This window comes from Mesorhizobium monacense (assembly GCF_056781675.1).
Genome location: NZ_CM165567.1, coordinates 392,221 through 416,452, shown reverse-complemented (window position 1 = coordinate 416,452; position 24,232 = coordinate 392,221). Strand labels below are relative to the sequence as shown.

Below are 24,232 nucleotides of genomic sequence, written 5' to 3'. Positions count from 1 at the left end.
CGTTTCTCCGGCCTACACGACACGTCGCAGCCCGATGTCTTCGGAGGCAAGGAACCTTGCCTCCGAAGGCGTCAAGACTTCCGGCATCGCGCGTCAGTGTGCTCGCGATCTCAGGCCTCCCCGAAATAGCGCGCCCGAGCCCGATCGTCTGACGGCGCCTCCGGTCCCAAACCGGTGACATCCGGAACACGTGTCGGATCCTGGCCGAAGAGGGTAAACGCATGCTCGCGCCGCCGATCGGCCGCGTCACCGCGCTCGAACAGCAAAGTTGTCTCCATTGCTTCCAGACGTCGCATCCGGCCGTAAAAATCATCATGGTCCATGGCATAATCATCCGCTGCCGATTGCCAATCAGAACTCTGCAACAATCGGTCTCTCAGCAGCCGGACATCCCGGAGCGTCCTCGACAGCCCCCTCCCCCACGCTGGATCGGTAGCGGCCGCAGCATCGCCGATCAGAACCACACCTTCGCGATAAGGCTTGTCGACCCAGCGATGTGATCCGTCGAAGCTCGCAAAGGGGCCGGCCTGCCGGGATCGGTCAAACCAGTGGCTTGGAGCGCCCACCGCCTGGAGTTGAAGTACCATTTCGTCGACCGAGTGTCGGCCCGACAGGCGTTTCGGCAAGACATCTTTGTGGTAGATGAGGTAGATGCGGTTGCGCCCAGGCGCAATGCGCATCGCGATCACCATTCGCCCGCCCCGGGGATCATAGAAGAGGTTGATAGTGCTCGCCGATGATGGAGCGCTGCCGGCGAGAAACTCCGAACAGTCGACATCGCCTTCAAGAATCATGCCCGCCGTGACAAGCTGCTCCGGGTCATGTCGCACCTCAAAGCCGAGAGACGAGCGCAGTCGTGAGTCTCGACCGTCCGCCAGAACGACCAGGCGGGCAGAGAGACCTTTGTCGCTGCCGACATGAACCCGTGGCACGTTTCCAAATGTAACGCTGGCAGCGGCTTCCCCGCGCCGAACCTCAGCCCCCAGAGCCTCGGCATGCGCCAGAAGAACCTCTTGCATCGCCGGATGTGGAAACGTCATGCAGCAGGTGGCTGCAGGGGTCGTCGCAAGCAGATCCCTCACTACGGGAGATGCGCCACTCCTGAATCTTGAATAGTAGGCTGCCTCGATGGCGCAGCCTTCGAGGAGGAGGTCGTATATGCCCAGGCGCTTGGCCTCAACGCTTCCCCAAGGCATGAGAACTTCGCCACGGATACGATCCCTGAATGGATCCTGCTGCTCAACAATGAGGATCCTGGCGCCGCGACTGGCAAGGGCAATGGCCAGCGAAGAGCCTGCAAGACCACCACCAACAATGATTAGGTCGTATTCAGGACGATCCATGAGAATGCCGGGGCAGCTTCGCCTGACACAGGGCCTATTCAGTCAATCACGGAACGTCAATGCCCCGTCAGCGGGCCGATGGAAGTTGCTCCTCACGTTTTGCCAGTCCGCACAGCAGGATGAGCAGCTATCCGTCGTCCGATATTGGGCCATGTATGGACGGCTCTCCGTTGGCAAGGGTTCTATTTGAGCGCTCTGCAGTTGCTGGTTGGTGCGGCCATGTATCCGACCTGTAGGTGCGGCTCTTCATATGCCGCTGGCCATAATGCCATTCGCGCGGCTCAGGTCCCGATCGAAAGCTCGCACTCGAAGGTGCACGGCCCAATTGGGTTCTCCTGATCCGGCGGTATCAACCGGCTTTGTGCATTAGCTCCTGTCCGCCCTTCCAACCTCGTCGGCGTTCGCTCGCCTTGTCTCGTTCTATGCGATGACCGGCTCCCTGTAGCGCTCGCCGCTTGTCATCAACGCCCAGACCATCCGGGCGGTCTTGTTGGCGAGCGCAACCGCTGCAACCTTGGTCGTTCGCCGGGTCATCAGCTAGCCATGGCCGCCTAGTCCCGTTCCGCTCGGCATAACGGATGACCGCCATCGCGCCGACCACGAGCATCTGGCGCAAGTAACGATTGCCGGCTTTGGAGATGCTGCCGAGCTTCTCCTTGCCCCCGCTTGAGTTTTGCTTCGGCACGAGCCCGATCCAGGCCGAGAGGCAGCGCCCCGACTTGAAAGCGTGCGCATCGGCGACGGTCGCCACGAACGCACTCGCCAGCAACGGGCCCACGCCTGGTATCTCCATCAACCTGCGACCAAGCTCGGTCTCTCTCGCACTCGCCCGGACCCTTCGATCATTCTCGAGTATCTGCGCCTTCACGACCCTGAGCCGCGCCTCGAGCATCTGCAGGCAGAGCCGTGCGTCAGCTGGCACCCTCGGGTCGTTCTCGTCGTTGATGACGGCAAGCAGCTGCTCGATGCCGCCCCGCCCGATCGGCGCCACGATACCGAACTCCGAGAGATGCGCCCGCAACGCGTTCGATAGCTGGGTGCGCTGGCGGTTGAGCATCAACCGAACGCGGTGCAACATCATCACACTCTGCTGCTCGGGCGTCTTTACCGGTACGAAGCGCATGGTCGGCCGGGTCACAGCCTCGCAGATGGCCTCAGCATCGGCCGCATCGTTCTTCTGCCGCTTCAAGTAGGGCTTCACATACTGCGCAGGAAGCAGCCGCACATCATGGCCTCGTGCAATCAGTTCTCTAGCCCAATAGTGCGAGGAGCTGCATGCCTCGATCCCGACGAGGCATCGGGGCAGATTCTCGAAGAACCCCAGGACCCGCCCACGGGTCAGTTTCCTGCGGATGACAACCTCGCCAGCCGCATCCACGCCGTGTACTTGAAAGACCGACTTCGCGAGATCCAGACCAATCGTCGTAGCAATGCCCATGGCAGCTCTCCTCCAGCTCTAACCCCGCGACTATAGCCGCAAGGGGGGTGGAGAGCCGTCCACCGCATCACAAGCGGAACGTCCGCTTCCAGGATGATGGGGCTGGAAAGCCGACTTTTCATCCAGCGTAGTGCGGACCGCTTTGCGCGCCATGAGCGGGCGTTCGTTGGGTCAGGTTTACCGGTTAGGCTCTAGCCACTTGAGACTTACACTCTAGGGCCAAACCGCAGCTGCGGATTTATGGCGAAGGCAATAATGCCGGTCCCTGAATGGAAGGCGTCAAATACTGCAGATTTCTACGGCTGAAGCCTCAGGACGAGGTCCTGCGCGAGATTTCTGAGGGCCACGCGATCGGCCTCGGACAGCTTTTCGATGTCGATATGCATCTCGGCGCCGTCCATGTGCGCAGATATGACGCCATTGGTGCCGTTAACCTGATCGTGCACTCCCAGCACCTTATGGACCCTAATTGGGTCGGCAAAGCCTTTGGCGACGATCGGGTTCTGCTCTTCGGTGGGGAATAAGTCTTTGACCAGAGCGTAGGTCTCGTGGGCGAGTAGAATGCCGCCAAGTTCTGCATGGAACTGCAGTCTCGACGCAAGATTAACCTCGCTGCCGATGATGGTATAATCCATCCGGTCTTCGCTTCCGAAATTGCCGACCGTGCAGAAGCCGGTGTTGATGCCCACGCGCATGCGGAAGGGGCGCTGGATGCCGCGCCCGCGCCAATCGGCTTCCAGCTCGCGCATGCGCCGCTGCATGGCAACCGCCATGTTTACGCAGGCGACAGCGTCCTCCTTGACGCCGCGCGTCTCGGGATCGCCGAAGAAGATCATGATTGCGTCACCGATATACTTGTCGATCGTCGCCCCATGGCTCAGCGCAATCCGGGACATCTCGGTCAGGTAATGGTTAAGCAGGGCGGTGAGCTCTTCCGACTCCATGCTATCCGTGGTTTCGGTGAAGTCGGCCACATCCGCAAAGAAGATCGTCAGCTTCTTGCGTGACGAGGATATCGTGATGTCGTTCTTGCCGGTGAAGATCGAGGCGAAGACCTGTGGCGAGAGATATTTCGACAGCCGCTCGGACAGCCGCTCGAGCGTCCGGCTCTTCTCGTCGGCGACATCTTTGGCCCGCTCTGCGTTCTCGCGGGCCGCGATGATTTGCGCCTCGAAGTTCCTGTGCTCGGTGATGTCCGTGTAAATGGCGACAATGTCGCCGTTCTCGGCGCGTCGTTCCCCAATCTCTACCCAGACACCGTTAGCACGCTGCTGAACTGTGAGGCCATGCGGATTGCGGTGATGCTCGATCCGTTCGGCGACCCATTCGTCGATGCCGCCGTGCGGAATGAGGATGAGCCCTCGTTCGATCGACTTGCGTACGACCATTTCGAACGACTGTCCGGGCTGCACGAAATCCTCAATCCCGGGGTATAGAAGCTCCCTGTAGCGAGTATTGCAGACCACGAGATGGTCCTCCGCGTCGTACAACGAAAAGCCGGTGGGCAGCGTCTCGATCGCGGAAGTGAGCCGCAAGCTGCTGCGCTTGATGTCCTCCTCGCGCCGGTTGATCTCGTTGACGTAGTTGACGACGGACTGCGCCATCTCGGCTATCTCATCGCTGCCCCTCGTGAGATCGAGCGCGTCTTCGGACGCGTGGCCTCCGGTCATCGCCCTGCGGAGCCTGTTGAGCCGGCCGACCACGGACATCTGCGTGAATGCACCGACGGCCAGCGCGCCGGTGAGCCCGAGGCATCCCATGATCAGCAGGAGGCGGGACCGGCCGGCGAGCGTGGCGTTCAACGTCTGGTTCTGCGCGGCGACGTCGTTGCGGATGCTCTCGACCACCAGATCTACCGCTGCGGCCAAGCGGCCCGAGATCTGCTCGTTCTTCTGGAACAGGTCTTCGATCTCCCGCTCGGCCAAAAGAAGCTTCTGGCGTTGGATAATGAAGCCCTGCGGCCCGCCCGCGATTGCCGCCAGACGCTTCTGCAATGCGCCGAGCAGGGGCTCAGCGCCGGTCGCGCTTTGCACGGCGATCTCTGCCTCGCGCAGATGCCACGCCATGTCTGCTGCCATCACCGAGAGTGCGTTGGGCTGCGTGGTGGCCAACGACTCCAGGGCCGTCGAATTCAAGGCGTTGAAGGCGGCGATCCACGACCGTATCGCAATGGCAACCGCCGCTTCGCCGAAGGCCTTGTGCTCCAGCGCACCCGTTGCGTTGTCCCTGATGGCGACAAGCTCGCCGATAGCCTTGTCGATGCTGTCCTGCAGCGCCGCCTTCTCGTAGATCGCTGTAGACAGGCTGTCGGCATTGTCGAACAGGGCCGAAGCTTCGGCGTTGATCGAGGCCAGGCCCTGGCTGTCCTTGACTTGGCTCGACAACTTGTCGATCAGGGCCTGGAGCTGGTTCTGCTGGTTGAACGCCTTGGTCGTGAAATCGAGCAACGACCCCTCGTTGAGCTCGCGTGCGAAAAGGCCGGGCGCCAGCGAGGCGATGGCCTGCGTGTGTTCCCTGAGTTCGGCCGCGTCCGACATGGTGTCGATCTGCGTCGAAGCAACCGTAGTGAAGACGTTGTTTGCTTCCCGGAACGAGTGTATCGCGACGACGCCGCCCAAAACGGTAAGCAGCACCAGAAGCGCCAGCCCGGTGAGGATCTTCAGCGCAACGCCGTGCCTTGCAAGCGCAAGCAACATGTCAAACGCCAGGCATGGGCCTTTTGAGGCCGTCACCGATCATGGTGGAATGTTCCTCGAGACAATGCTAATTTAGCATAACGCAAGGTCAATCTTGCTGAAAGCCGCCTAGCGGGGGATATGGCATGGGCTCGAACAGGGCGTGGCCACTTGTTTCCTTCGCCTGCGCGGTGCTGGCAGCTTTCTCGGCCCCCTCCTTGGCCGGGGAAACTCTGGACAGGATCAAGCAAAGCGGTCAGCTTCTGTCGCCCTATCCTGATATCTGGCCGCCCTACGTCATCAAAGACGAGGATGGCGAGCTGATGGGCTTCGATGTCGAGGTGCTGCGCGAGATCGGCCGGCGTCTCGGCGTCGAGGTCAAGTACGTCACTGGCAAGGACGGCTCGATCTATACATGGGAGGAGCAGACCACCGGTCAGTGGAACGGCAATTACGACATCGTGGTCAACAGCATGACACCGACGGCCGAACGCGCCAAGCACGTGGCCTTCCCCGTCACCTATTACTATGCGCTCGGCGTGCTGGCGGTGCATCGCGACAACACGACGATCAAGAAGCCATCGGACGCCAGCGGTAAGCGCATCGGCGCGCTGAAGTCGGCGAACTACGAACTCTACCTTCGGCGCAAGTCGTTCGGCATCGTCGACGCGCCGCCGGTGGTCTACAAGATCGACAATCCGATCGTCGTCACCTACGACCACGAGGAGGAGGCGTTCGAGGCGCTGGCCAAGGGCGACGGGGTGGAACTGGACGGCGTGGTCAACTACTTGCCCGTCGTGATGGCGCTGATCAAGGACGGCAAGCCTTTCAGGGTGATCGGCCAGCCTCTCTACCGCGTGCCGCAGTCGGTCGCGATCATGCCGGGCGATCCCGCGTTAGCCGATCTGCTAAAGAAGACGGTCGACGAAATGCATGCCGACGGCACCTTGCGAACCCTGTCGATGAAGTGGTTCGATTTCGACCTAACGGAAAAATGACGACCGGCCAAAGATGTGCGATCAGGCAGCCGTTGGAGTCACCCGGTTAAGCAACCAACGTCTGCTCGCGGGGACGCCCCGTTCATCCAACCAAGGTCGCAGACGGGTCAAAAGTTGACCTTCCCGGATGTCGGCTTCGGGGCCAAGTCCGGCATAATACCGCCCAAGCCGAATGTCTGCTTTCGAGAAAAACGAAGGAGACCTCAACGGCGGACATTGGGCGCAAAGCGGCCGTTTGACCCTAAGGTTGTAAAAGGCGCAAACTGGACCATTCGGAAGATTCTGCCATCTGACACAAAGCGCTTTCTATGTATCGCCCGCATCCACAATCTCGGCGATCCCGGCAGAATTCCGGAAACCGTGCGTTACCTGTCAGACGGCATCGTCTACGGTCGCCGCCAGCCTGGCCGAGTGGTCGTCGACAATTGCTGCGCTACAGTCGCGACCCGCTATGAGGGAGAGCTGGCTTGATCGATATTGAGGACATCCACACCGCAGCCGCCCGCATCGAGGGCAATATCAGGCGCACGCCGATGATTGCCGCGACCAACCTGAAGACGCCGCTGACCGGCAGCATCGAGCTGATGCTCAAACTGGAGCTGCTTCAGGTCACCGGTTCGTTCAAGGCGCGTGGCGCCACCAACAAGTTGCTGTCGCTGGACCGCGCAGCCATCCAGGGCGGCATCGTTGCAGCATCGGGAGGAAACCACGGCGTTGCCACGGCGCGGGCCGGGTTCATGGCTGGTGTGCCGACCACCATCTTTCTGCCGTTCAACGCCTCGCCGGCCAAGATCGAAAAGCTCGAGGCATGGGGCGCTGCCACTCGCATCATAGGATCGGCGTGGCACGAATCCAATGAGGCGGCACAGGCATTCGTAAGAGAAACGGGGGCGGTCTATTTCCATCCCTTCGCAGATGCTGCGGTGGTGGCCGGACAAGGAACCGTCGGCCTTGAAATTCTCGATCAGATGCCTGACGTGACAACCGTACTGGTTGCTATGGGCGGCGGCGGGCTGATCAGCGGCGTGTCGACCGCGATAAGGGCGCTGGCGCCTCATGTCCGCATTGTCGGCATCGAGGCGGCAGGGTCGCCGGTACTGCTGCGCGGGCTAGAAGCCGGACATAATGTGGCATTGGACAAGATCACGACCTCGGTGGCCACCATGTCTTGCGCCAGAACCGACGACCGCATCTTCGACATTGTCCGTCGCGGCGTCGACGAGATCGTACTGGTCGACGATGCCGAGATGCTGCGAGCCGCCAAAAGCCTGTGGTTCGAAATGGGCCTGGCAGCCGATCTCAGCGGCGCCGCCGCCCTGGCGGCGCTTGCTGAAGGACGGGTGCAGGTCAACAGCGGAGAGCGCATTTGTGCCATCGTTTGTGGAGCCGGACCGGACGCCATCCTTGACTAAAGAAGTGCGTCACGTTCGGCTGCATAGGACAAACGACCGGGCCTGCTCTCGCCCACACGGGTGAAGGCATACTGAGCCGGGCTTCGTGCCGGATCAGGAGGTCGAGGCGGTCATGCAAATGAACGAAGCCCTTTCGCCTGACGAATGGGCGTTTCCGCGGCACCTCGAAGCCGCTAAGCATTGGTTTCAACGGGGAGGGCGGAATGAGGACGCTGTTATTTGCCGCCGCGCTTACCTGCGCCGCCATCGCCGCTCCCGCCAAGGCGCAATCGGATGAACTCATGACGGAATACGGCGAAGGGACGTTGTCCTTTTGGTATGCCGAATGCGACGACCCGATCGAATGCAAGTTTGCGTATATTGGATGCGAAGACGGCCCGTGGATCCAATTTTCGATGGATCAGCGTGAAGTTGCGGCGTGGTTTGCCGAATCGAATGGGCGTGTCCTGCTGAAGGTGGGACAGGTCTCGATGGAGACGATACCGACTGAGATTAGGCACGCCGACATGGATGACGACTGGTGGCCGTCCGTATCGACACCGGACACGGAGGCATTATGGGCAATGCTACAGCCAGGGCGGACTCTCGAGATCGCCGCAGGCCCGAAAAAACAGCTCAACCTGGTTATTCCCAAGCAGATTGAGTACGTCCGCACGAGCTGCAAGAAATGACGGCAGCCAGCGTCCAAACACAAAGCGAAGCCAGGAGGTGTTTCACGTCAGTCTCCTATCAATGTGCGGCCATCACATGGCGCACAGCAGTGTAGTCCTCCAGCGTGTAAAGCGACATATCTGCGCGCCAACTGGCTCTCAAAGTAGCGGCCCCACACGAACTGATTGCGGGATGGGTGTCGAAATCGAACGTCAGTTTGCGGTAGCAGCTATGCTGTTGAGCACATCCATGTCGTACTCCGACAGTTCGATCTCTGCCGCGGCCAGATTTTCCTTGAGATGCGCCACCGATGATGTGCCGGGGATCAGCAAGATGTTGGGCGAGCGATGTAGCAGCCAAGCCAGGGCAACTTGCATCGGCGTCGCACCAAGTCGCGTCGCCACCTCCGACAAAGCGGTGGATTGCAGTGGGCTGAAGCCGCCAAGAGGGAAGAATGGCACATAGGCTATGCCGTCGCGGGCGAACTCGTCCACCAGGGCATCGTCTTCACGATGCGCTAGGTTGTATTGGTTCTGCACGCAAACAATTGGCGTGATGTTGCGGCCCTCGGCAACCTGGGCCGCGGTGACATTGCTGAGACCGACATGCCGAACAAGACCACGGCTCTGCATTTCCGCCAGGGCAGTCAGCGGTGCCTCGATCGAGCCCTCCACTGCCCCCATGCCGAACATGATGCGTAGGTTGACTACCTCGATCCTATCGACCCCCAAATTGCGTCGGTTGTCTTCAACGGCCTTTGCCAAGTCGCTCGCCGAGTACGCCGGCAGCCATGAGGCGTCGGAACCGCGAACGCAGCCAATCTTGGTGACGATGACCAGATCGTCGGAGTAGGGCGAAAGGGCTTCGTGAATCAGCCGGTTGGTGACATGCGGGCCGTAATAGTCGCTGGTGTCGAGATGATCCACACCCTGGGCAATGGCTTCGCGCAGCACCGCGCGTGCGGCGTCCGGATCGCGGGGTGGGCCAAATATGTGCGGGCCTGCCAATTGCATTGCTCCATAGCCCAGCCGCTTCACGCGACGCTCGCCCAAAGTGAAAGTGCCGGCTGCTTCGATAGTGGACATGATCATCTCCATTTGTCAGTGCCCTAAAATAGAGTTGGTTGATTGTTATGGTAACGGGCCACAATCCACACACCTGCGCGACGGATCGGACAATGAATTTTCGATCTCAACGTCGTAGGCAGAAAGAGCATCCGCTCTGCCGCAGTCCACGGCTCTGGCCTGGTCGTCGAAAGCTGCATTTGCGGGAACCATCGGCAACAGCAGGTCGACGTCGGCAAATGGCACAACCGTGACACCTCGGCTGTTCGCACAGATAGCCGCTTTTGGGATGCGGCTCGGATCTACTCAACCGCCTATATTGGGCGCAAAGCTGCCATTCCTTCCGCGCGGGAAACTGAACGGATCCGCGTCAAACGGCGACCCATTGCCGGCGGATGATCCATGTTAACATTGTGGCTAATTAAACGCGCGCGCGATTATCGAGGCCCGGAAAGGCCGTTAATGGCCGTTAGCAGACCGGCAGCTTCTGGCGCACAGATCTGAAAAGCGGACTTTCGGGTGTGGCGAACAGCGTCGTACCCTGACCCTTTCCTGACTTTCTAGAAACGCAGAGCGATGGCCGCTGAGCGTTCTGCGTTGACCTGGAATCGTTGGGGATTCCCAAATCAGCGGGATTTCCACCGAGTTATGTCGAAAGCGGCAGGTACGCTCAAAAAGAGCGGCTCTTCGGTACACAGCCACCAGGCTCGAACCTGGCGGCGGCAAAAGTTGGACTATCGGTCGCCAAGCTTTTCCGGTCTAAGTTCATGGCGAAAGAGATCAAAGAGTGGCGCCGATGCCGCAATCGAGGATCGGACCGCAGCGTGCATAAATCGAACTCCGAACGTGAATCGAAGATTGCGCTGCTCACCCAGCAGTTGGACGAAACGCGCGAGCATCAGACGGCGACGGCCGAAGTGTTGAAGACGATCAGCAGTTCGGCGTTCGATCTCGATTCCGTGCTGCATACGCTTGTGAAGTCCGCGTCCGACCTCTGTCATTCCGGGATGGGCTACATCTATCTGCGCCAGGGCGACGTGTTGCAGCCGACGGTACAGATCGGATGGAGCCAAGAATTCCAGGACCACATGAACAACCTCCCGGTCACGCCGGGCCGGGGCAGCATCGCCGCCCGCGTTGCCCAGAGCGGGTCCGTGGAGCAGATTGCCGACGTTCTCGACGATCCGGAATACACCAACATCGAAGGCCAGCGGCTCGGCGGCTTCCGCACCCTGCTGGGCGTTCCGCTGATGCGTGACGGCGCCGTGACCGGCGTCTTCGTCCTCGCTCGCTCGTCGGTCTCGCCGTTCAGTACGCGCGAAATCGAACTGGTGCAGACATTTTCGGATCAGGCGGTCATCGCTATCGAGAACGTGCGGCTGTTCGAAGAGGTCGAGTCCCGCAACCGCGACCTAGCCGAGTCGCTGGAACAGCAGATGGCCACCGGCGAGATATTGCGCGCGATTTCCAGATCCCCGACTGATGCGCAGCCAGTCTTCGATACGATCGCCCAGAGCGCTGCCAAGCTCTGCGGGGCGCAATTCTGCTTTGTCGACCGGTTCGATGGAACGCTCCTGCACTTCATGGCCCATTACGGGGTGCCGCCCGAAGCAATCGAGACGATCGATCGGAGCTTCCCAATGGCACCAGGACGTGGCAGCGCTGCAGCGCGGGCGGTGAGCAGCGGCACCGTTGTGCAAATCCCCGACATACAGGCCGATCTGGATTATCAGGCCGATCCGGATCATAAGATGGGCGCGCTTGCCGATTTCTTGCATTCGCGAAGCACCGTCGCGGTGCCGATGCTCAAGGATGGCGTTCCGATCGGCGTGATCACGGTCGACCGGCTTGAAGCCGGCAATTTTCCCGATCGGCAGGTCGAACTGCTCAAGACCTTCGCCGACCAGGCGGTCATCGCGATCGAGAACGTGCGCCTTTTCGACGAGGTGCAGGCGCGCAATCGCGAAGTGACCGAGGCACTGGAGCGCGAGACCGCGACGGGCTCCATCCTTCGCGTAATCGCGGCGTCGCCCACCGACATCGAACCGGTTCTTGACGCCGTCGCTGAAAGCGCCGCGCGTCTCTGCGATGCCCATGACGCGACGATCTATCTGCGGCAGGGCGATCATTTGGCGGTCGGAGCGCATCATGGGCCAATCCAGGTCGACGACGCCGGGCTGCCTGTTGCCCGCGACGTGGTCACCGGTCGCGCGGTGCTCGACCGGGCACCGGTCCATGTTCATGACCTGACCGAGGCGGGTGTAGACTTTGCAACGGGCAGGGCAATGGCCCACCGGCTCGGCTTTCGCAGCATCCTTGCGATCCCACTGCTGCGTGACGGGGAAGCGGTCGGAGCGCTGATGATCCGGCGCATCGAGATGCGGCCCTTCACTGACAAGCAGATCGAGCTGCTCAAAACGTTCGCCGACCAAGCCGTCATCGCCATCTCCAACGTGCGGCTGTTCGAGGAGGTCCAAGCGCGTACCGCCGAGCTAATCGAAGCGCTGCAGCAGCAGACGGCGACGGCCGACGTGCTCAAGGTCATCAGCCGCTCCGCCTTCAATCTAGGGGCCGTTCTCGACACGTTGATCGCTTCCGCCTGCCGACTCTGCAATGCCGAAATGGGCCTCATATTTCTGGCGCGCGATGGGTCCTTCTCTCCCGAGGCGAGCCACGGCACGCCCCCCGGATACCTGGAGTTCGTGCGAACCCATCCGATCAAACCGGGACGCGAGACGTTCACGGGACGGGCGGCGCTGACCAAGGCGGTCGTGAATGTCGCCGACGCGCTTGAGGATAAGGAATTCACGTTTTCCGAAGCCCGCGACCGCGCCGGCTATCGTGCCATGCTTGCCGTGCCGCTGTTGCGGCAGGGCGAAGTGATCGGCGTCTTCGCCATGCCCCGTCGCACGCCAGGCGCGTTCAGCGACAAGCAGGTCGAACTCGTGCAGACGTTCGCCGACCAGGCCGTAATTGCGATCGAGAACGTCCGCCTTTTCGAGGAGGTGCAGCAGCGGACACGGGAGGCCACAGAGGCGCTGGAGTACCAGACGGCGACCAGCGATGTGCTTAGCGTTATCAGCCGCTCGCCCACCGATGGGCAGCCAGTGTTTAATATGATCGCGCAAAGCGCCGCCCGTCTATGCGAAGCGCAGTTCTGCTTTGTCTACAGATTTGACGGCGAGCTTCTGCATTTCGTCGCGCATCACGGCATCACCGAAGAAAGCGTTGAGATCGTGCGCAACACCTTTCCAGTGGCACCTACTCGCGGCAGCGCTGCCGAACGGGCAATTCTATATCTTGACGTGGCGCAGATCCCGGACCTCACCTTGGATAGTGAATTCACGCATCGCGCCGCGGCGGCTTTTTCGGGCCTGCGCAGTGCTGTCGCCGTGCCGATGCTGCGTGACGGCCTGCCCATCGGTTGCATAGCAGTCGGGCGTGCTGAGACGGGCTTTCTTGCCGCTAAGCAAGTCGAACTTCTGAAGACCTTCGCCGACCAGGCCGTGATCGCCATCGAAAATGTCCGCCTGTTTGATGAGGTCAAGGCGCGGACCGCGGAGCTAAGCGAGTCGCTTCAGCAGCAGACAGCGACAGCAGACGTGCTCAAGGTCATCAGCCGGTCGGCCTTCGACCTGCAGAACGTCCTTGACACCCTGGCAGAGTCCGCCGCGCACCTCTGCGACGCGGACATTGCCGATTTCTATCGTCTGGTCGACGACGGATTTCAGTGGACCACGACCTTCAGCCGAGATCCGGAATCGGCCCCTGCCCATACCAAGATCATGCGCCAGCCGGGGCGCGGATCGGTGTCGGGGCGCGTTCTGCTGGAACAGAAAACCGTTCACGTACCGGATTTCGAAGCCGATCCCGAGTTCACCGTCACCGACGTGGCGCGGCAGCGCGGCGTTCGCTGCATCCTCGGCGTTCCGCTCCTGCGCGGCACGGAGCTGATGGGGTTGCTTCTGGTCATGCGCAAGGCGCCCGGGCCGTTCTCGCCAAAGCAGATCGAGCTGGTCGAGACTTTCGCCGATCAGGCTGTCATCGCCATCGAGAACGCGCGGCTGTTTGAGGAGGTGCAGACGCGCACAGCCGAGCTAAGCGAGTCGCTGCGGCAGCAGACCGCGACGGCGGATGTATTGAAAGCCATCAGCCGCTCGACCTTCGACCTGCAACCGGTTCTCGACACGCTGGCGGAATCGGCGGCAAAGCTGTGCGATGCGGACACGAGCGTCATCTTCAAGCGCGACGGCGACCTCTACCGATGGTCGGCCAGCTACGGCAATTTGCCTGAGGCCGCGGTTTTCGCCAAAGCCAATCCCTTAATGCCCGGTCGCAGCAGCGTCACCGGACGAGTGGCCCTCGAAGCGCGAGCCATCCATGTTTCCGACGTGCTCGCCGACCCGGAATACAGGGCAACGCAGCTCCAGAAGCTCGGCGGCTACCGGACTATCCTGTGCGTTCCGATCCTGCGGGAAGGCACGCCGGTCGGCGTGTTCGCGCTGACGCGATCCGAAGTGCGGGACTTCACGCCGCGGCAGATCGAACTCCTCGAGACGTTCGCCGACCAATCCGGTATCGCCATCGAGAATGTCCGCCTGTTCGACGAGGTACAGGCGCGCACCCGCGAATTGTCGCGCTCGCTCGAAGATCTGAGGACCGCGCAGGACCGCCTTGTGCAAACGGAGAAGCTCGCCTCGCTCGGCCAGCTGACGGCCGGCATTGCGCACGAGATCAAGAACCCGCTCAACTTCGTGAACAATTTTTCGGCGCTTTCGAGCGACCTGATCGACGACTTGCAGGGAGTGCTCACGCAAGCGCCGTTGGACCAATCCGTACGCGAGGAGGTCACCGAGCTCACGGGTCTGCTCAAGGGCAATCTCGACAAGGTGGTCCAGCACGGCAAGCGGGCCGATTCCATTGTCAGGAACATGCTGCTGCATTCACGGGCGGGTTCCGGGGAGCACCGTCCGATCGACATCAACGCCGTGGTGGAGGAGAGTCTGAACCTTGCCTATCACGGCGCGCGTGCCGAGAGGCCGGGTTTCAACGTAACGCTGATGCGGGACTTCGATCCGCAGGCCGGCGATGTCGACCTCTACCCGCAAGAGATTACGCGGGTGCTTCTCAATCTCATCTCCAACGGCTTTTATGCAACGATCAAGCGCGGCGTCGCGGCAAATGGCGTGGCATATGAGCCGACGCTCTCAGCCTCCACCAGGGACCTCGGCGACCGTGTCGAGATCAGGATCCGCGACAACGGCACCGGTATTTCACAGGAGGTGAAGGAAAAGATGTTCAATCCGTTCTTCACGACCAAGCCGGCCGGCGAGGGAACGGGCCTCGGCCTTTCGCTCAGCCACGACATCATTGTGAAACAGCATGCCGGCACCATCGATGTCGACAGCCAGCCCGGTGAGTTCACCGAGTTCCGGATCGTGCTGCCGCGGGCCGCCGCCTCGCTCGCAAAATCGGGAGGTGAAACATGAGCCTGCTCATCCTGGTGGTCGACGACGAGCCCGACGTCGAGCCGCTGTTTCGCCAGCAGTTCCGCCGCGACATCCGAGCCAGCCGCTTCACCATGGACTTCGCGCAATCGGCGGTCGATGCGTTGGAGCAGATCGACCACGCCGAAGGTGGAACACTGATCCTGGTGCTGTCCGACATCAACATGCCCGGCATGAGCGGGCTCGAGCTGCTGCCGAAGATCAAGGTGCTGCGGCCCGATGTTCCGGTCATCATGATCACCGCCTATGGCGACTCCGAAACTAAGCGCAAGGCGTTTGAGAACGGCGCCGAAGCGCTGCTGACCAAGCCGATCGACTTTGCGACGCTCAGGCAACAGATCGAAACGCGGCTGGGAATGGTGGCGTGACGGCGCGCATCCTCGTGGTCGACGACGAGCCCGACCTTGAGGTCTTGATCGTCCAGAAGTTCCGGCGTCAGATCCGCGACGGCGCGGTCATTTTCCTGTTTGCCAGCGATGGTGTGGACGCCCTGTCCGTCATCGACGGCAACAGCGACATCGACATGGTGCTGTGCGACATCAACATGCCCCGTATGGACGGCCTGTCGCTGCTGGAGAAGCTGCAGCAGGCCGAGGGGCAGCAGCTTTCGACGGTCATCGTCTCCGCTTACGGTGACATGGCCAACATCCGCACTGCGATGAACCGCGGCGCCTTCGACTTCATCACTAAGCCGATCGACTTTGCCGACCTGGAGACCACGATCGCCAAGACCATGAAGCATCGCGAGGTGCTGCACGAGGCGCATCGGCGGCAAGCGGTCGCGGAGCGCGCGCACGCATCGCTGTCGCGCTACTTCTCGCCCAATCTGGCCGAGCGGCTGGCCGGCGACGCCGACGGGTTGGCGCTAGCCGGGCAGTGGCGCGAGGTCGCCTCGCTGTTCACCGACATTACCAGCTTCACCACTCTGGTGGAAACGATCGACCCTGCCACGCTAGGCGCGCTCCTCAACGACTATTTGGCCGGCATGACCGACGTCGTGTTCGCGCATGAAGGCACCGTCGCCAAGATCGTCGGCGATGCGCTGCATGTGCTGTTCGGCGCGCCTGGCGAGCAGCAGGACCATGCGGCGCGCGCGGTTGCCTGCGCGCTCGAGCTCGACGCGCTGTCGCAATCGTTCCGCGATAGCTGGCGCGACAAGGGCGTCGTGGTCGGTACGACCCGCATCGGCGTCCATGCAGGTCCGGCGCTGGTCGGAAATTTCGGCGGAGGCCGCTTCTTCGACTACACGGCCTATGGCGACACCATCAATATCGCGGCGCGGCTGGAAAGCGCCAACAAGCAGCTGGGCACGCGTATCTGCGTCAGCGGGAGCGCGGCTGCAAGGGTCGACGGCTTCCGCGGACGGCCGGTCGGCGATCTGATGCTGCGCGGCAGGGCCGAGGCGCTGCGCGCGTTCGAGCCTTTGTCGTCAAAGCAGTATGATGATCCTTCGACGGCGAGCTATCTCGAAGCCTTCGGCAGATTGGAGGCCGGCGATGCAAACGCGCTTACGGCTTTCGCCGCGCAGATCGGCAAATGTCCGGACGACCAGCTCGCCAGCTTCCATCTCAAGCGGCTGCTCAACGGCGCCAAAGGAACGCGGATCAGCCTCGACTGATCTTTGCGCCTGTCGCGACCGCGAGCGTCAAGTCCCGTCGCCGGCAAAGTCTGCTTTCACGAGGTGGCAAAGGTGCCCTCAACGGCCGACAAGAGGCGCAAAGCAGAATGGCAATCTGTAGGCCGTTAGCGGAATTGCAGCTTATGACGTCTGCAGAAAGGATAGCAGACGTCATCGGGGCGGAATAAAGGCTGTAGCTGGCCAAACAGGCGACGCCATGCAAACCGTGCAGCCTGCTCGCCGAGCCAACCGCTCGTTCGCTTCGGCCGCCGACATTTTTTCAAGCAACGAGATCAGGCAATCGAGGACTCATCCCTCCTGCCAATCAAATAGTGCAACTCCATTTCGCCTTTGCCCTTTACGTCTACCGAACCGCGCAGTTCGAACAAATAGCGATCAGCCAAGACTTTTCTGGCTTCTTCCGTCACTTGAATGCGGCCGGAACTGCCGTGGGACTCCATTCGCGAGGCGGTATTCACGGTGTCACCCCAAACGTCGTAAAACATCTTCCGCGTTCCAATAACGCCTGCCACAGCCGGACCGGTGTGGATGCCAATGCGGACTTCGATCGGATCACCCAGTTCTTCAGACAGCATCCTTGTGACTGCAAGCATGTCTAGCGCCATTTCCGCAACAGCACCGGCATGGCCTGTCCGCAAGTCTGGCATCCCACCTGCGGCCATGTAGGCATCACCGATTGTCTTGATCTTTTCCAGCCGGTGTTCCTGCACGAGTTTGTCGAAATGGCTGAAAATGCGGTTCAAGAAGGTCACGATTTCGGTCGGCGTGAAGCGGCTGGCACGGGGTGTGAAGCCGACGATGTCGGCAAACAAGATTGTCACCGACTCGAATGAATCGGCGATGATCTCATCGGGCTTCTCCTTGAGCCGCGCCGCGATCGAGGATGGCATCAAGTTCTGGAGGAGCAATTCAGACCGGTCGTATTCCTTGGCGAGTGCCGCTTCAGCACTGTCAGCCTGCCTGGCCACAAAATATACGACCGCGGATGCCGTCATGACGTTTAAGACAAAATTCACAGAAAAATTCAATTCCATAATGTCATTAGGCACTAGACCCGTGTTCCCAGGCAGATTTACATGCGACCAAACTGCCAAAATAATTGATACCGCTATCACTGATATTATAAGCCATATACGCTCTACACCGAACAGCAGAACGCTAAGCGGCGCTGCGGATATATAGGCTAACCAGATTGCATCATCGGTCCCAATCTCAAGCGAAACTCTGAAGGCGTGCACATATACGAAAATCAGCAACGCCAACGGACCGACTAGCGGCCCAAATCGGTGCAACACTGGTAGAAGTGTAAGCGCAGCAATTGTCAAAACTGAAATTGGATCGGGATCAGCCCAATGCCTTAGGGTGTAGGTTGCCATACCCAAAGCAACAAGCCATGCGGCGATGTTTGCTGCTCGAAGGCGGCGAGCGATCTTATTTGAGTAGTTGTGTGTCCCTAAAAGCGTAACACCTTGCAATCGCATGTGCCCACCCCAAATGCTCTCAGAGATAGTGACACTTTCTTCTTCGCTCCGATAGCGTTTAACTCAGCCCGCGACACCGACAGGCCAATGGGTCAATCTTCGTCCATGCGGAATCCGTCCGCTTGCGGGTAGCGATAGCACTGATCTGAATGGCCGATATGCGGCGCAAAGCGGACGTCCTGAGCGTGTCATCAATTCTTGGAACCAGAAGCGGATGTTGATCACGCCGAGCCAGAGAAGGTTGGTTTCGGGTTCGTGTCCCTCTACCACCCTCAAAGTCCAAACAATTCTCTGCTCCGCTGGCAGGCGCTCTGGAGGCCAGCGTTTGCAGGGTGTGTGGCCAAAGCTGGGGAGTGCCGCAGCGCCCTGGGCGTGCAAATTGCTCTCTGAATGCCGATCATTCTCCAAAGCTGGGGAGTAGCTCCAAAAAATCCCCAGGTTTTGACAACAGCAATATCAATGCCTTAGCGCCGGCCTTGCTGCGGGCAGTTTTGCGGCTCGCTCGCCTGTCAACAAGGACCACAACTAAGGCATCGCTCTCTAGGTCGGGCTTGCGCCACTACGGACATCGCCAAGCCACCACTCGGACGTCGCGTTTGGGGCCGGGAGCGGACTTGCGGCTTCGAGGCTTGGAATTAGAGAAGCGGACATTCAGGCGCCCCCAAACGCATCGACGTTAACTGACCCTTCTGTGACGTTCGTCCGAGAAGCTCCGTAAGTCCGCAATTTCAGCGAAGGCGGACATTGCGACGGTCATCTCAAACCAGGTCACAGCGCGGCACGCCTTCTACCTCGCGTCCCTGTATCGCTGCGCGGTGATCTCCACCGCCAGGCTGACGGCAGTGCGGATCAGGGCTTGGCGCGCTTCCGATCAACGCCCTTGCTCTTTGCGAGCGCTGATCTAGTAGAGAAGCCTCCAATAACTCCTTCTCGGAGGGGCTTACTCGTTTACAGCGCGATGGAACACTACTTATTCGGAACTGAGCTTGCTGCCAGAATCCTGTGGCGATCGCGACGAGATGATGAAAACCGAGACAACAGTGGATTGAACACCGCGGCGCAAACCGGCTACCGGCTAGTACGCCGATCCCAGTTGCAGCGCTAGACGTTTCCCCGAATTTGCATCGAACAAGAAGCCCCGCTCTAGGGGGAACCGAACCGCCACGTTGCTGTCGAAATCGACGTAGTAGTTCTTCGGCATCTTGACCGAGACGCTTTCCTTGCCGACCAGGAGCGTAACCAGGGTCACATCGCCGGTGGGCTCGGCGGCATAAACAGTGGCGTCAAATAGTCCACTGCCCGGTTCGACAATGCAGGCATCTTCCGGCCGAAACCCCATCACGGCAGCCGCGACAGCAGGAGCGTTTACTGCAGCAACCGGCAGATTAACCCCATAGGTCTCAAAGCGGTCGTTCTCAATCCGCCCGTGCAAGAAGTTCATCGGCGGCGAGCCTATGAACCCGGCGACGAACAGGTTCGCCGGGTGGTCATAAACCTCCCGCGGCGTGCCAATCTGTTGCAGTACGCCCTGCTCCATGATGGCGATTCGATGCGCAAGAGTCATCGCCTCGACCTGATCATGGGTAACGTAGATCGTCGTCACGCCAAGATCGTGCTGCATACGCTTCAGCTCGGCGCGCATGAATCCTCGCAGCTTCGCGTCGAGGTTGGACAGTGGTTCGTCCATGAGAAACACCGATGGTCGCCGCACGATCGCGCGCGCCAGGGCGACACGCTGCCGCTGTCCGCCGGACAGTTGGCGAGGATATCGGTCGAGGAAGCCTTCCATGTGGACCTGAGCCGCGGCTTCGCGTACGGCGATCTTGCGTTCCTGTTGCGGGAAGCCGCGCACCTTCAACGGAAAGTCTATGTTCTCGGCGACCGTCTTATGCGGATAAAGCGCGTAGGATTGGAATACCATAGCGACGTCACGATACTTCGGCAGGATGTTGGTTACGTCGGTGTCACCAAGCACGACTTGCCCCGTGTCGGCGGTTTCAAGCCCGGCGATAATGCGCAGCCCCGTGGTCTTGCCACAGCCGGATGGCCCGAGAAGCACCAGGAACTCACCGGGCGCTACATCGATGCAGAGGTCGCTGACCACTTTGATGGCGCCAAACGACTTACCAAGCCCGCGCAGCGACAGACGCTGCGCCTGAATTGCTGTGCCGCCACGCTCTTTCACCGCGCTCATCCCTTTATCGAACCCAGCAGAATGCCCTTGGAAATGAAGCGTTGCAGGACCAGCGCCATCAGCATGACCGGAATGATCATGACCACAATCACCACGGCCATAGTCCACCACAACACGCCTTTCTCGCCGGCGTTCATGGCCGCCACAAGGATGGGCATCGTCTGGGCGTTCGTGGTCGAGAGAACCAACGAAATCAAATATTCGTTCCAGCAAAGGATGAGGACAAGCAGCGTGGTTGCGGCGAGGCCAGGCGCGGCCAGCGGCATGATGATTTCGAAGAAGGTTCTGATGCGGGTGGCGCCGTCAAGCTGGGCACTCTCGTCGAGGTCGGTCGGAATGGTCAGAAGAAAATCGTGCATCAGCCAGACGACGATCGGCAGGTTTACGACCGAATAGGTGAGTATCTGGGCCAGATGCGTGTCGAGCAGGCGTACCTGCTGGAACATCAGGTAAATGGGAACGATGCTGACGATTGGTGGGAGAATGCGCTGCGATATCATCCAGAACAATATGTCGCCATTTCCCAGCGTGCCCTTGAAATGCCGTCCGAGCGCCCGCGCCAGGAAATAGAAGAGTGTTACCGCGACGGTAAACGACAGCCGCCAGTCGACTCCCCACCGCCCAACGACGATTGCAGCCGCCGCCATACACAGCACGAAGATCGCTATCACCCCGAACTTCGGTTTGTAGTGAAGGCGACTGAGCCCATAGGCAGCCATCGAACCGATTGTCACGCAAAGCGCGGTGGCGCATAGCGCGATGATGATCGAGTTCAGATACGCCTTGGACGTATCCTCGAAATCGTTGATGAAAAGCTCGCGCCAAGCATGGGCGCTAGGTGTGAAGTCGATCCACGGCAGATAGACCGGTCCGCCATTCACGTCGATGGGCAGTTTGATCGACGTGATCGCAACCCAATAGAGCGGGAACAACACGAAGGCCGCCCAGAGGATCAGCAAAGCGTAGACGATGATGGCCGTGGCGGGAGCCATATGTCTGATAGTCCTTGGTTCGAACCATCGCGACGCAAATGACCTCCTTGCGGAAGCCCGTGAGCCTTGTGCTGTCATATTGGCCTGAGCCGCTTAAGGACGACGTAGTTGAAGAAGGAGACACAAATCACAACCGTCACGAACAGCAGGAGATAAGCTATCGCCGCGGAATCGCCGAGGTTAAGTGCACGCCAGGCGAAGAAGGAATGGAGCGTCATCGACTCGGTTGCGATCCCCGGACCGCCGGCGGTCATGATGTTGGGCAGGTCGACGAGTTTGAACGCCTCTATGACGCGGATCAGCATGACAGTCGCCGCGACGGGGGCGATCTGCGGCCACGCGATTTCGCGAAAGATCTGCCAACCGCTGGCGCCGTCTACCTGGCCGGCCTCGACCAGATCCCGCGACACGCTTTCCAGGGCGGCGAGAAGGATGACGAAAATAAACGGTATCCACTGCCACGAATCGCCGACAACGATGAACAGGCGGGCCGTCCAAGCGTCGCTGGCCCAAGCGAAATTGCCAAGTCCGACCCATTGCCACGCCGGCGCGAAGGGCCCCTTCGTAGTATCCGCCAGCATGCGGAAGGTATAGCCGATGCTGATTGGCGTAATCATCAATGGCAGGAAGAAGACGACCCGAAAAAAGGTCCGGCCCTTGATAGGCTGGGCGCAGAGCAGCGCAAGGCCGAGACCGATCAGGAACTGCACGGTGCAGCCGACCAAGACGTAGAAAATCGTAACGCCCAATGTGCCGAACGGATTGCCGCTGAGAAGCGTCGCCGAAAAAAGAAGCGCAAGTGCGAAGGCAAGACTCGCCGAGATCAGGCGGCCGATAAAACCGATGATCTTGAAGCCGGTCGAAGCGTAACGATACAGCCACCATAGGAGAAGGGCCGCGACGATGCTTGTCACCGCCCAACCAAGGGGCCTCATAGTCGTGAAGGTGCCGAGGAAATGAAACTGGTCGCTGCCGAAGAGCTGCTTCCTGAAATTCTGCAGGCCGACAAAGGTTACTGTGTACGAGCCACCACCAAGACGCATTCTAGAGAAAGCCAGTATCAAGGAAGCAATCGTCGGAAAGACCGAAAAGAGCAAAATCGCGAAGACTGCAGGTGCGATGAAGAGCCGACCCGAATGGCGGTCCAGCCATTCACTCAGGCGGATTCGCGTCTCTGTCACCCTGGACCGGTCGGCCGGGACGGAACGCCCCGACCGACCACGTGTCGACGCCTCGATATTTGAGGTCACTTCCGAGCCACTGTTCATTTGGTAATGCCGAGCGAGGCCTTGTACATGCCCTTCTGCTTGTCCCGGCCGAACTGCTCGGTGATTTCCTCCCAGCCAGCTTCGACGTTGGCCACTGCCTGTTCCGCGGTGATTTCACCAGCGATGAAGCGCGCCAGTTCCCGATCCAGGACAACACCCTCATACTCGGCCGTTCCGGGAATCTTCAGATCCGACGCCATATTCGGGTTGTTCAAGCTGGCTTTGATCGCGCCGAGATAGTTGTTCGCCGATTCCTCGGTGAACCCGGCCTCAATCCAAGGGGCGAGGTTTTCGAGTTGCGAGATGCGGTAAGGATTGTAGCCGGTCCAACCCATGGTGACGTCGATGTTCGATTGAGCGGCTTGGTTGCAATAGGATAGAAAGTCATAGGCCGCCTGCTTGACCTTGTCGTCCGCCTTAGCGTTGATCACGCCGGACCAGCCGCCGAAAGCTGCGAACGGCGAGTAGTTGATACCGTCAATGGCGTGCGGGCAGCGTTGGGCATCACAGGCAACGAGCTTGCCCGTGGCGCGATCCAGCACCTTGGTGGTGCCAGGCATGATGATCGAGCCCATCTTGTTCTTGATCGCGGCGCCGGCGGGATCGATAGACAGCGGGCCGACATCGCCCCAGTCGATCACCTGCGCGCAACGACCGGCCTGGAGAAGTGCACGGGTGTCGCCGACATCATGATTAGCTTCGTCGGGCGGCCCGTATTCGCCCGTCGCCTTGTAGATGCGGAAGGCTTCAGCCCAGGCCTCGTTGTTGACCAACGGCTTCATCGTATCCGGATCGAAGAACATACCTTCACCGGTCCCCTGCGTCTGCACATAAGCGGCTGCGAACGACATAACGGCGAAGTAGGACTGGGCGTTGCGCTTCTTGAACATGCACGAGCCGAAATCCGGCTGGCCGTCGCCGTTCAGATCCTGACCGTTGGTCGCCTTCGCAACCGCAAGATACTCGTCCCAGGTGCGCGGCGGCTTGAGGCCCATTTTGTCGAGGATGTCCTTGCGGTAGTAGGCCATCTGGAAGTCGCCGTCGATAGTGATGGTGTAGGTCTTGCCGGCGACCTTCTGGTTGTATTCGCGGAAGAACGGCGCAATGTCCGCGACATCAATCTTGTCGTCCTTGGCGATGTAGGGCGACAGGTCCTCGATCAAACCGCCGTCGACCAATTCCGGCACCCAGCTCGCCGCGAGAACGGCAACGTCAATCGAGTTGGTCCCGGTCGCCCAGTCGGTCAGCGTCTTCTGGAATATTTCGGCGAACGGCACCTCGGTCACTGTAACGGTGGCGCCGGTCACCTTAGTGAACTCCTTGCCGTGATCGTCAAGGCGCTTGGCGATGACGGGGCCCGGCCGCGTCAGGATTCGTATGGTGACCCCGTCATACTCGCCGGCGACCGCCGATTGAGCGCTCATCGCCAAGACGCCTGCAACGCCTATGGCGCCCACCACGAGGGGGCTCACAATCTTTCCAATACGTCCCATTTGGTTCCTCCTTTTGTGTGATCCGGTCCAATGTCCCAAGAAGGCACTTCCTCCCTACAAGGCGCACCGAGAAACCG

The 24,232-nt window shown here is 60.2% G+C and carries 14 protein-coding genes and 1 pseudogene; 6 read left to right on the top strand and 9 right to left on the bottom strand.

The annotated features are described in order from the left end of the window. Positions 1–110: 110 nt before the first annotated feature. The 3 genes and pseudogenes from AC1RUK_RS01910 to AC1RUK_RS01900 form a co-directional block, all read right to left on the bottom strand. Positions 111–1,343: an FAD-dependent oxidoreductase gene (locus AC1RUK_RS01910; RefSeq protein ID WP_481836998.1), complete on the bottom strand. Its 1,233-nt coding sequence runs from the start codon at positions 1,341–1,343 to the stop codon at positions 111–113. Between the two features lie 420 nt (positions 1,344–1,763). Continuing rightward, positions 1,764–2,781: pseudogene (locus AC1RUK_RS01905) on the bottom strand (IS110 family RNA-guided transposase). Between the two features lie 296 nt (positions 2,782–3,077). After that, the gene (locus AC1RUK_RS01900) at positions 3,078–5,477 is read right to left on the bottom strand and encodes an adenylate/guanylate cyclase domain-containing protein (RefSeq protein WP_481836999.1); all 2,400 of its coding nucleotides are present in this window, start codon (positions 5,475–5,477) and stop codon (positions 3,078–3,080) included. A 125-nt stretch (positions 5,478–5,602) separates the two neighbouring features. On the opposite strand from AC1RUK_RS01900, the gene AC1RUK_RS01895 reads away from it, so the two are divergent. The 3 genes from AC1RUK_RS01895 (at position 5,603) to AC1RUK_RS01885 (ending at position 8,537) form a co-directional block, all read left to right on the top strand. Further along, entirely contained in the window at positions 5,603–6,454 is an 852-nt protein-coding gene (locus AC1RUK_RS01895; RefSeq protein WP_481837000.1) for a transporter substrate-binding domain-containing protein, read from the top strand. A 467-nt stretch (positions 6,455–6,921) separates the two neighbouring features. After that, the gene (locus AC1RUK_RS01890) at positions 6,922–7,866 is read left to right on the top strand and encodes a threonine ammonia-lyase (RefSeq protein WP_481837001.1); all 945 of its coding nucleotides are present in this window, start codon (positions 6,922–6,924) and stop codon (positions 7,864–7,866) included. Positions 7,867–8,069: 203 nt separating this feature from the next. Further along, positions 8,070–8,537: a hypothetical protein gene (locus AC1RUK_RS01885; protein WP_481837002.1), complete on the top strand. Its 468-nt coding sequence runs from the start codon at positions 8,070–8,072 to the stop codon at positions 8,535–8,537. A 192-nt stretch (positions 8,538–8,729) separates the two neighbouring features. Here the strand turns inward: AC1RUK_RS01885 and AC1RUK_RS01880 are convergent, their stop codons facing one another. After that, positions 8,730–9,602, bottom strand: a complete 873-nt coding sequence (locus tag AC1RUK_RS01880; protein ID WP_481837003.1) for an aldo/keto reductase family oxidoreductase — start codon at positions 9,600–9,602, stop codon at positions 8,730–8,732. 803 nt (positions 9,603–10,405) lie between these two features. Here AC1RUK_RS01880 and AC1RUK_RS01875 point away from each other — a divergent pair. The 3 genes from AC1RUK_RS01875 to AC1RUK_RS01865 are packed head-to-tail and all read left to right on the top strand — an operon-like array spanning position 10,406 to position 16,706. Beyond that, positions 10,406–15,070: a GAF domain-containing protein gene (locus AC1RUK_RS01875; RefSeq protein WP_481837004.1), complete on the top strand. Its 4,665-nt coding sequence runs from the start codon at positions 10,406–10,408 to the stop codon at positions 15,068–15,070. Beyond that, the gene (locus AC1RUK_RS01870) at positions 15,067–15,456 is read left to right on the top strand and encodes a response regulator (protein ID WP_481837005.1); all 390 of its coding nucleotides are present in this window, start codon (positions 15,067–15,069) and stop codon (positions 15,454–15,456) included. The genes AC1RUK_RS01875 and AC1RUK_RS01870 overlap by 4 nt, the downstream gene beginning before the upstream one ends. Beyond that, positions 15,453–16,706, top strand: coding sequence for an adenylate/guanylate cyclase domain-containing protein (locus AC1RUK_RS01865; protein WP_481837006.1), 1,254 nt, complete (start codon positions 15,453–15,455; stop codon positions 16,704–16,706). Before AC1RUK_RS01870 ends, AC1RUK_RS01865 begins: the two co-directional genes overlap by 4 nt. 293 nt (positions 16,707–16,999) lie before the next feature. Here the strand turns inward: AC1RUK_RS01865 and AC1RUK_RS01860 are convergent, their stop codons facing one another. The 5 genes from AC1RUK_RS01860 to AC1RUK_RS01840 form a co-directional block, all read right to left on the bottom strand. Then, the gene (locus AC1RUK_RS01860; protein WP_481837007.1) at positions 17,000–18,208 is read right to left on the bottom strand and encodes an adenylate/guanylate cyclase domain-containing protein; all 1,209 of its coding nucleotides are present in this window, start codon (positions 18,206–18,208) and stop codon (positions 17,000–17,002) included. Positions 18,209–19,283: 1,075 nt separating this feature from the next. Continuing rightward, positions 19,284–20,402 (bottom strand): ABC transporter ATP-binding protein, encoded by a 1,119-nt coding sequence (locus AC1RUK_RS01855; protein ID WP_481837008.1) that lies wholly within the window; start codon positions 20,400–20,402, stop codon positions 19,284–19,286. After that, the gene (locus AC1RUK_RS01850) at positions 20,399–21,394 is read right to left on the bottom strand and encodes a carbohydrate ABC transporter permease (protein WP_292450299.1); all 996 of its coding nucleotides are present in this window, start codon (positions 21,392–21,394) and stop codon (positions 20,399–20,401) included. The genes AC1RUK_RS01855 and AC1RUK_RS01850 overlap by 4 nt, the downstream gene beginning before the upstream one ends. A gap of 74 nt (positions 21,395–21,468) precedes the next feature. After that, positions 21,469–22,662: a carbohydrate ABC transporter permease gene (locus AC1RUK_RS01845; RefSeq protein WP_436172874.1), complete on the bottom strand. Its 1,194-nt coding sequence runs from the start codon at positions 22,660–22,662 to the stop codon at positions 21,469–21,471. Then, the gene (locus AC1RUK_RS01840) at positions 22,659–24,194 is read right to left on the bottom strand and encodes an ABC transporter substrate-binding protein (RefSeq protein ID WP_436172873.1); all 1,536 of its coding nucleotides are present in this window, start codon (positions 24,192–24,194) and stop codon (positions 22,659–22,661) included. Before AC1RUK_RS01840 ends, AC1RUK_RS01845 begins: the two co-directional genes overlap by 4 nt. Between the last annotated feature and the right edge of the window lie 38 nt (positions 24,195–24,232).

Coding starts and splice junctions, on each gene's coding strand:
- AC1RUK_RS01885 (WP_481837002.1), top strand. CDS start 8,070: ATGAGGACGCTGTTATTTGCCGCCGCGCTTACCTGCGCCGCCATCGCC.
- AC1RUK_RS01870 (WP_481837005.1), top strand. CDS start 15,067: ATGAGCCTGCTCATCCTGGTGGTCGACGACGAGCCCGACGTCGAGCCG.
- AC1RUK_RS01860 (WP_481837007.1), bottom strand. CDS start 18,208: ATGCGATTGCAAGGTGTTACGCTTTTAGGGACACACAACTACTCAAAT.
- AC1RUK_RS01895 (WP_481837000.1), top strand. CDS start 5,603: ATGGGCTCGAACAGGGCGTGGCCACTTGTTTCCTTCGCCTGCGCGGTG.
- AC1RUK_RS01850 (WP_292450299.1), bottom strand. CDS start 21,394: ATGGCTCCCGCCACGGCCATCATCGTCTACGCTTTGCTGATCCTCTGG.
- AC1RUK_RS01855 (WP_481837008.1), bottom strand. CDS start 20,402: ATGAGCGCGGTGAAAGAGCGTGGCGGCACAGCAATTCAGGCGCAGCGT.
- AC1RUK_RS01845 (WP_436172874.1), bottom strand. CDS start 22,662: ATGAACAGTGGCTCGGAAGTGACCTCAAATATCGAGGCGTCGACACGT.
- AC1RUK_RS01900 (WP_481836999.1), bottom strand. CDS start 5,477: ATGTTGCTTGCGCTTGCAAGGCACGGCGTTGCGCTGAAGATCCTCACC.
- AC1RUK_RS01880 (WP_481837003.1), bottom strand. CDS start 9,602: ATGTCCACTATCGAAGCAGCCGGCACTTTCACTTTGGGCGAGCGTCGC.
- AC1RUK_RS01910 (WP_481836998.1), bottom strand. CDS start 1,343: ATGGATCGTCCTGAATACGACCTAATCATTGTTGGTGGTGGTCTTGCA.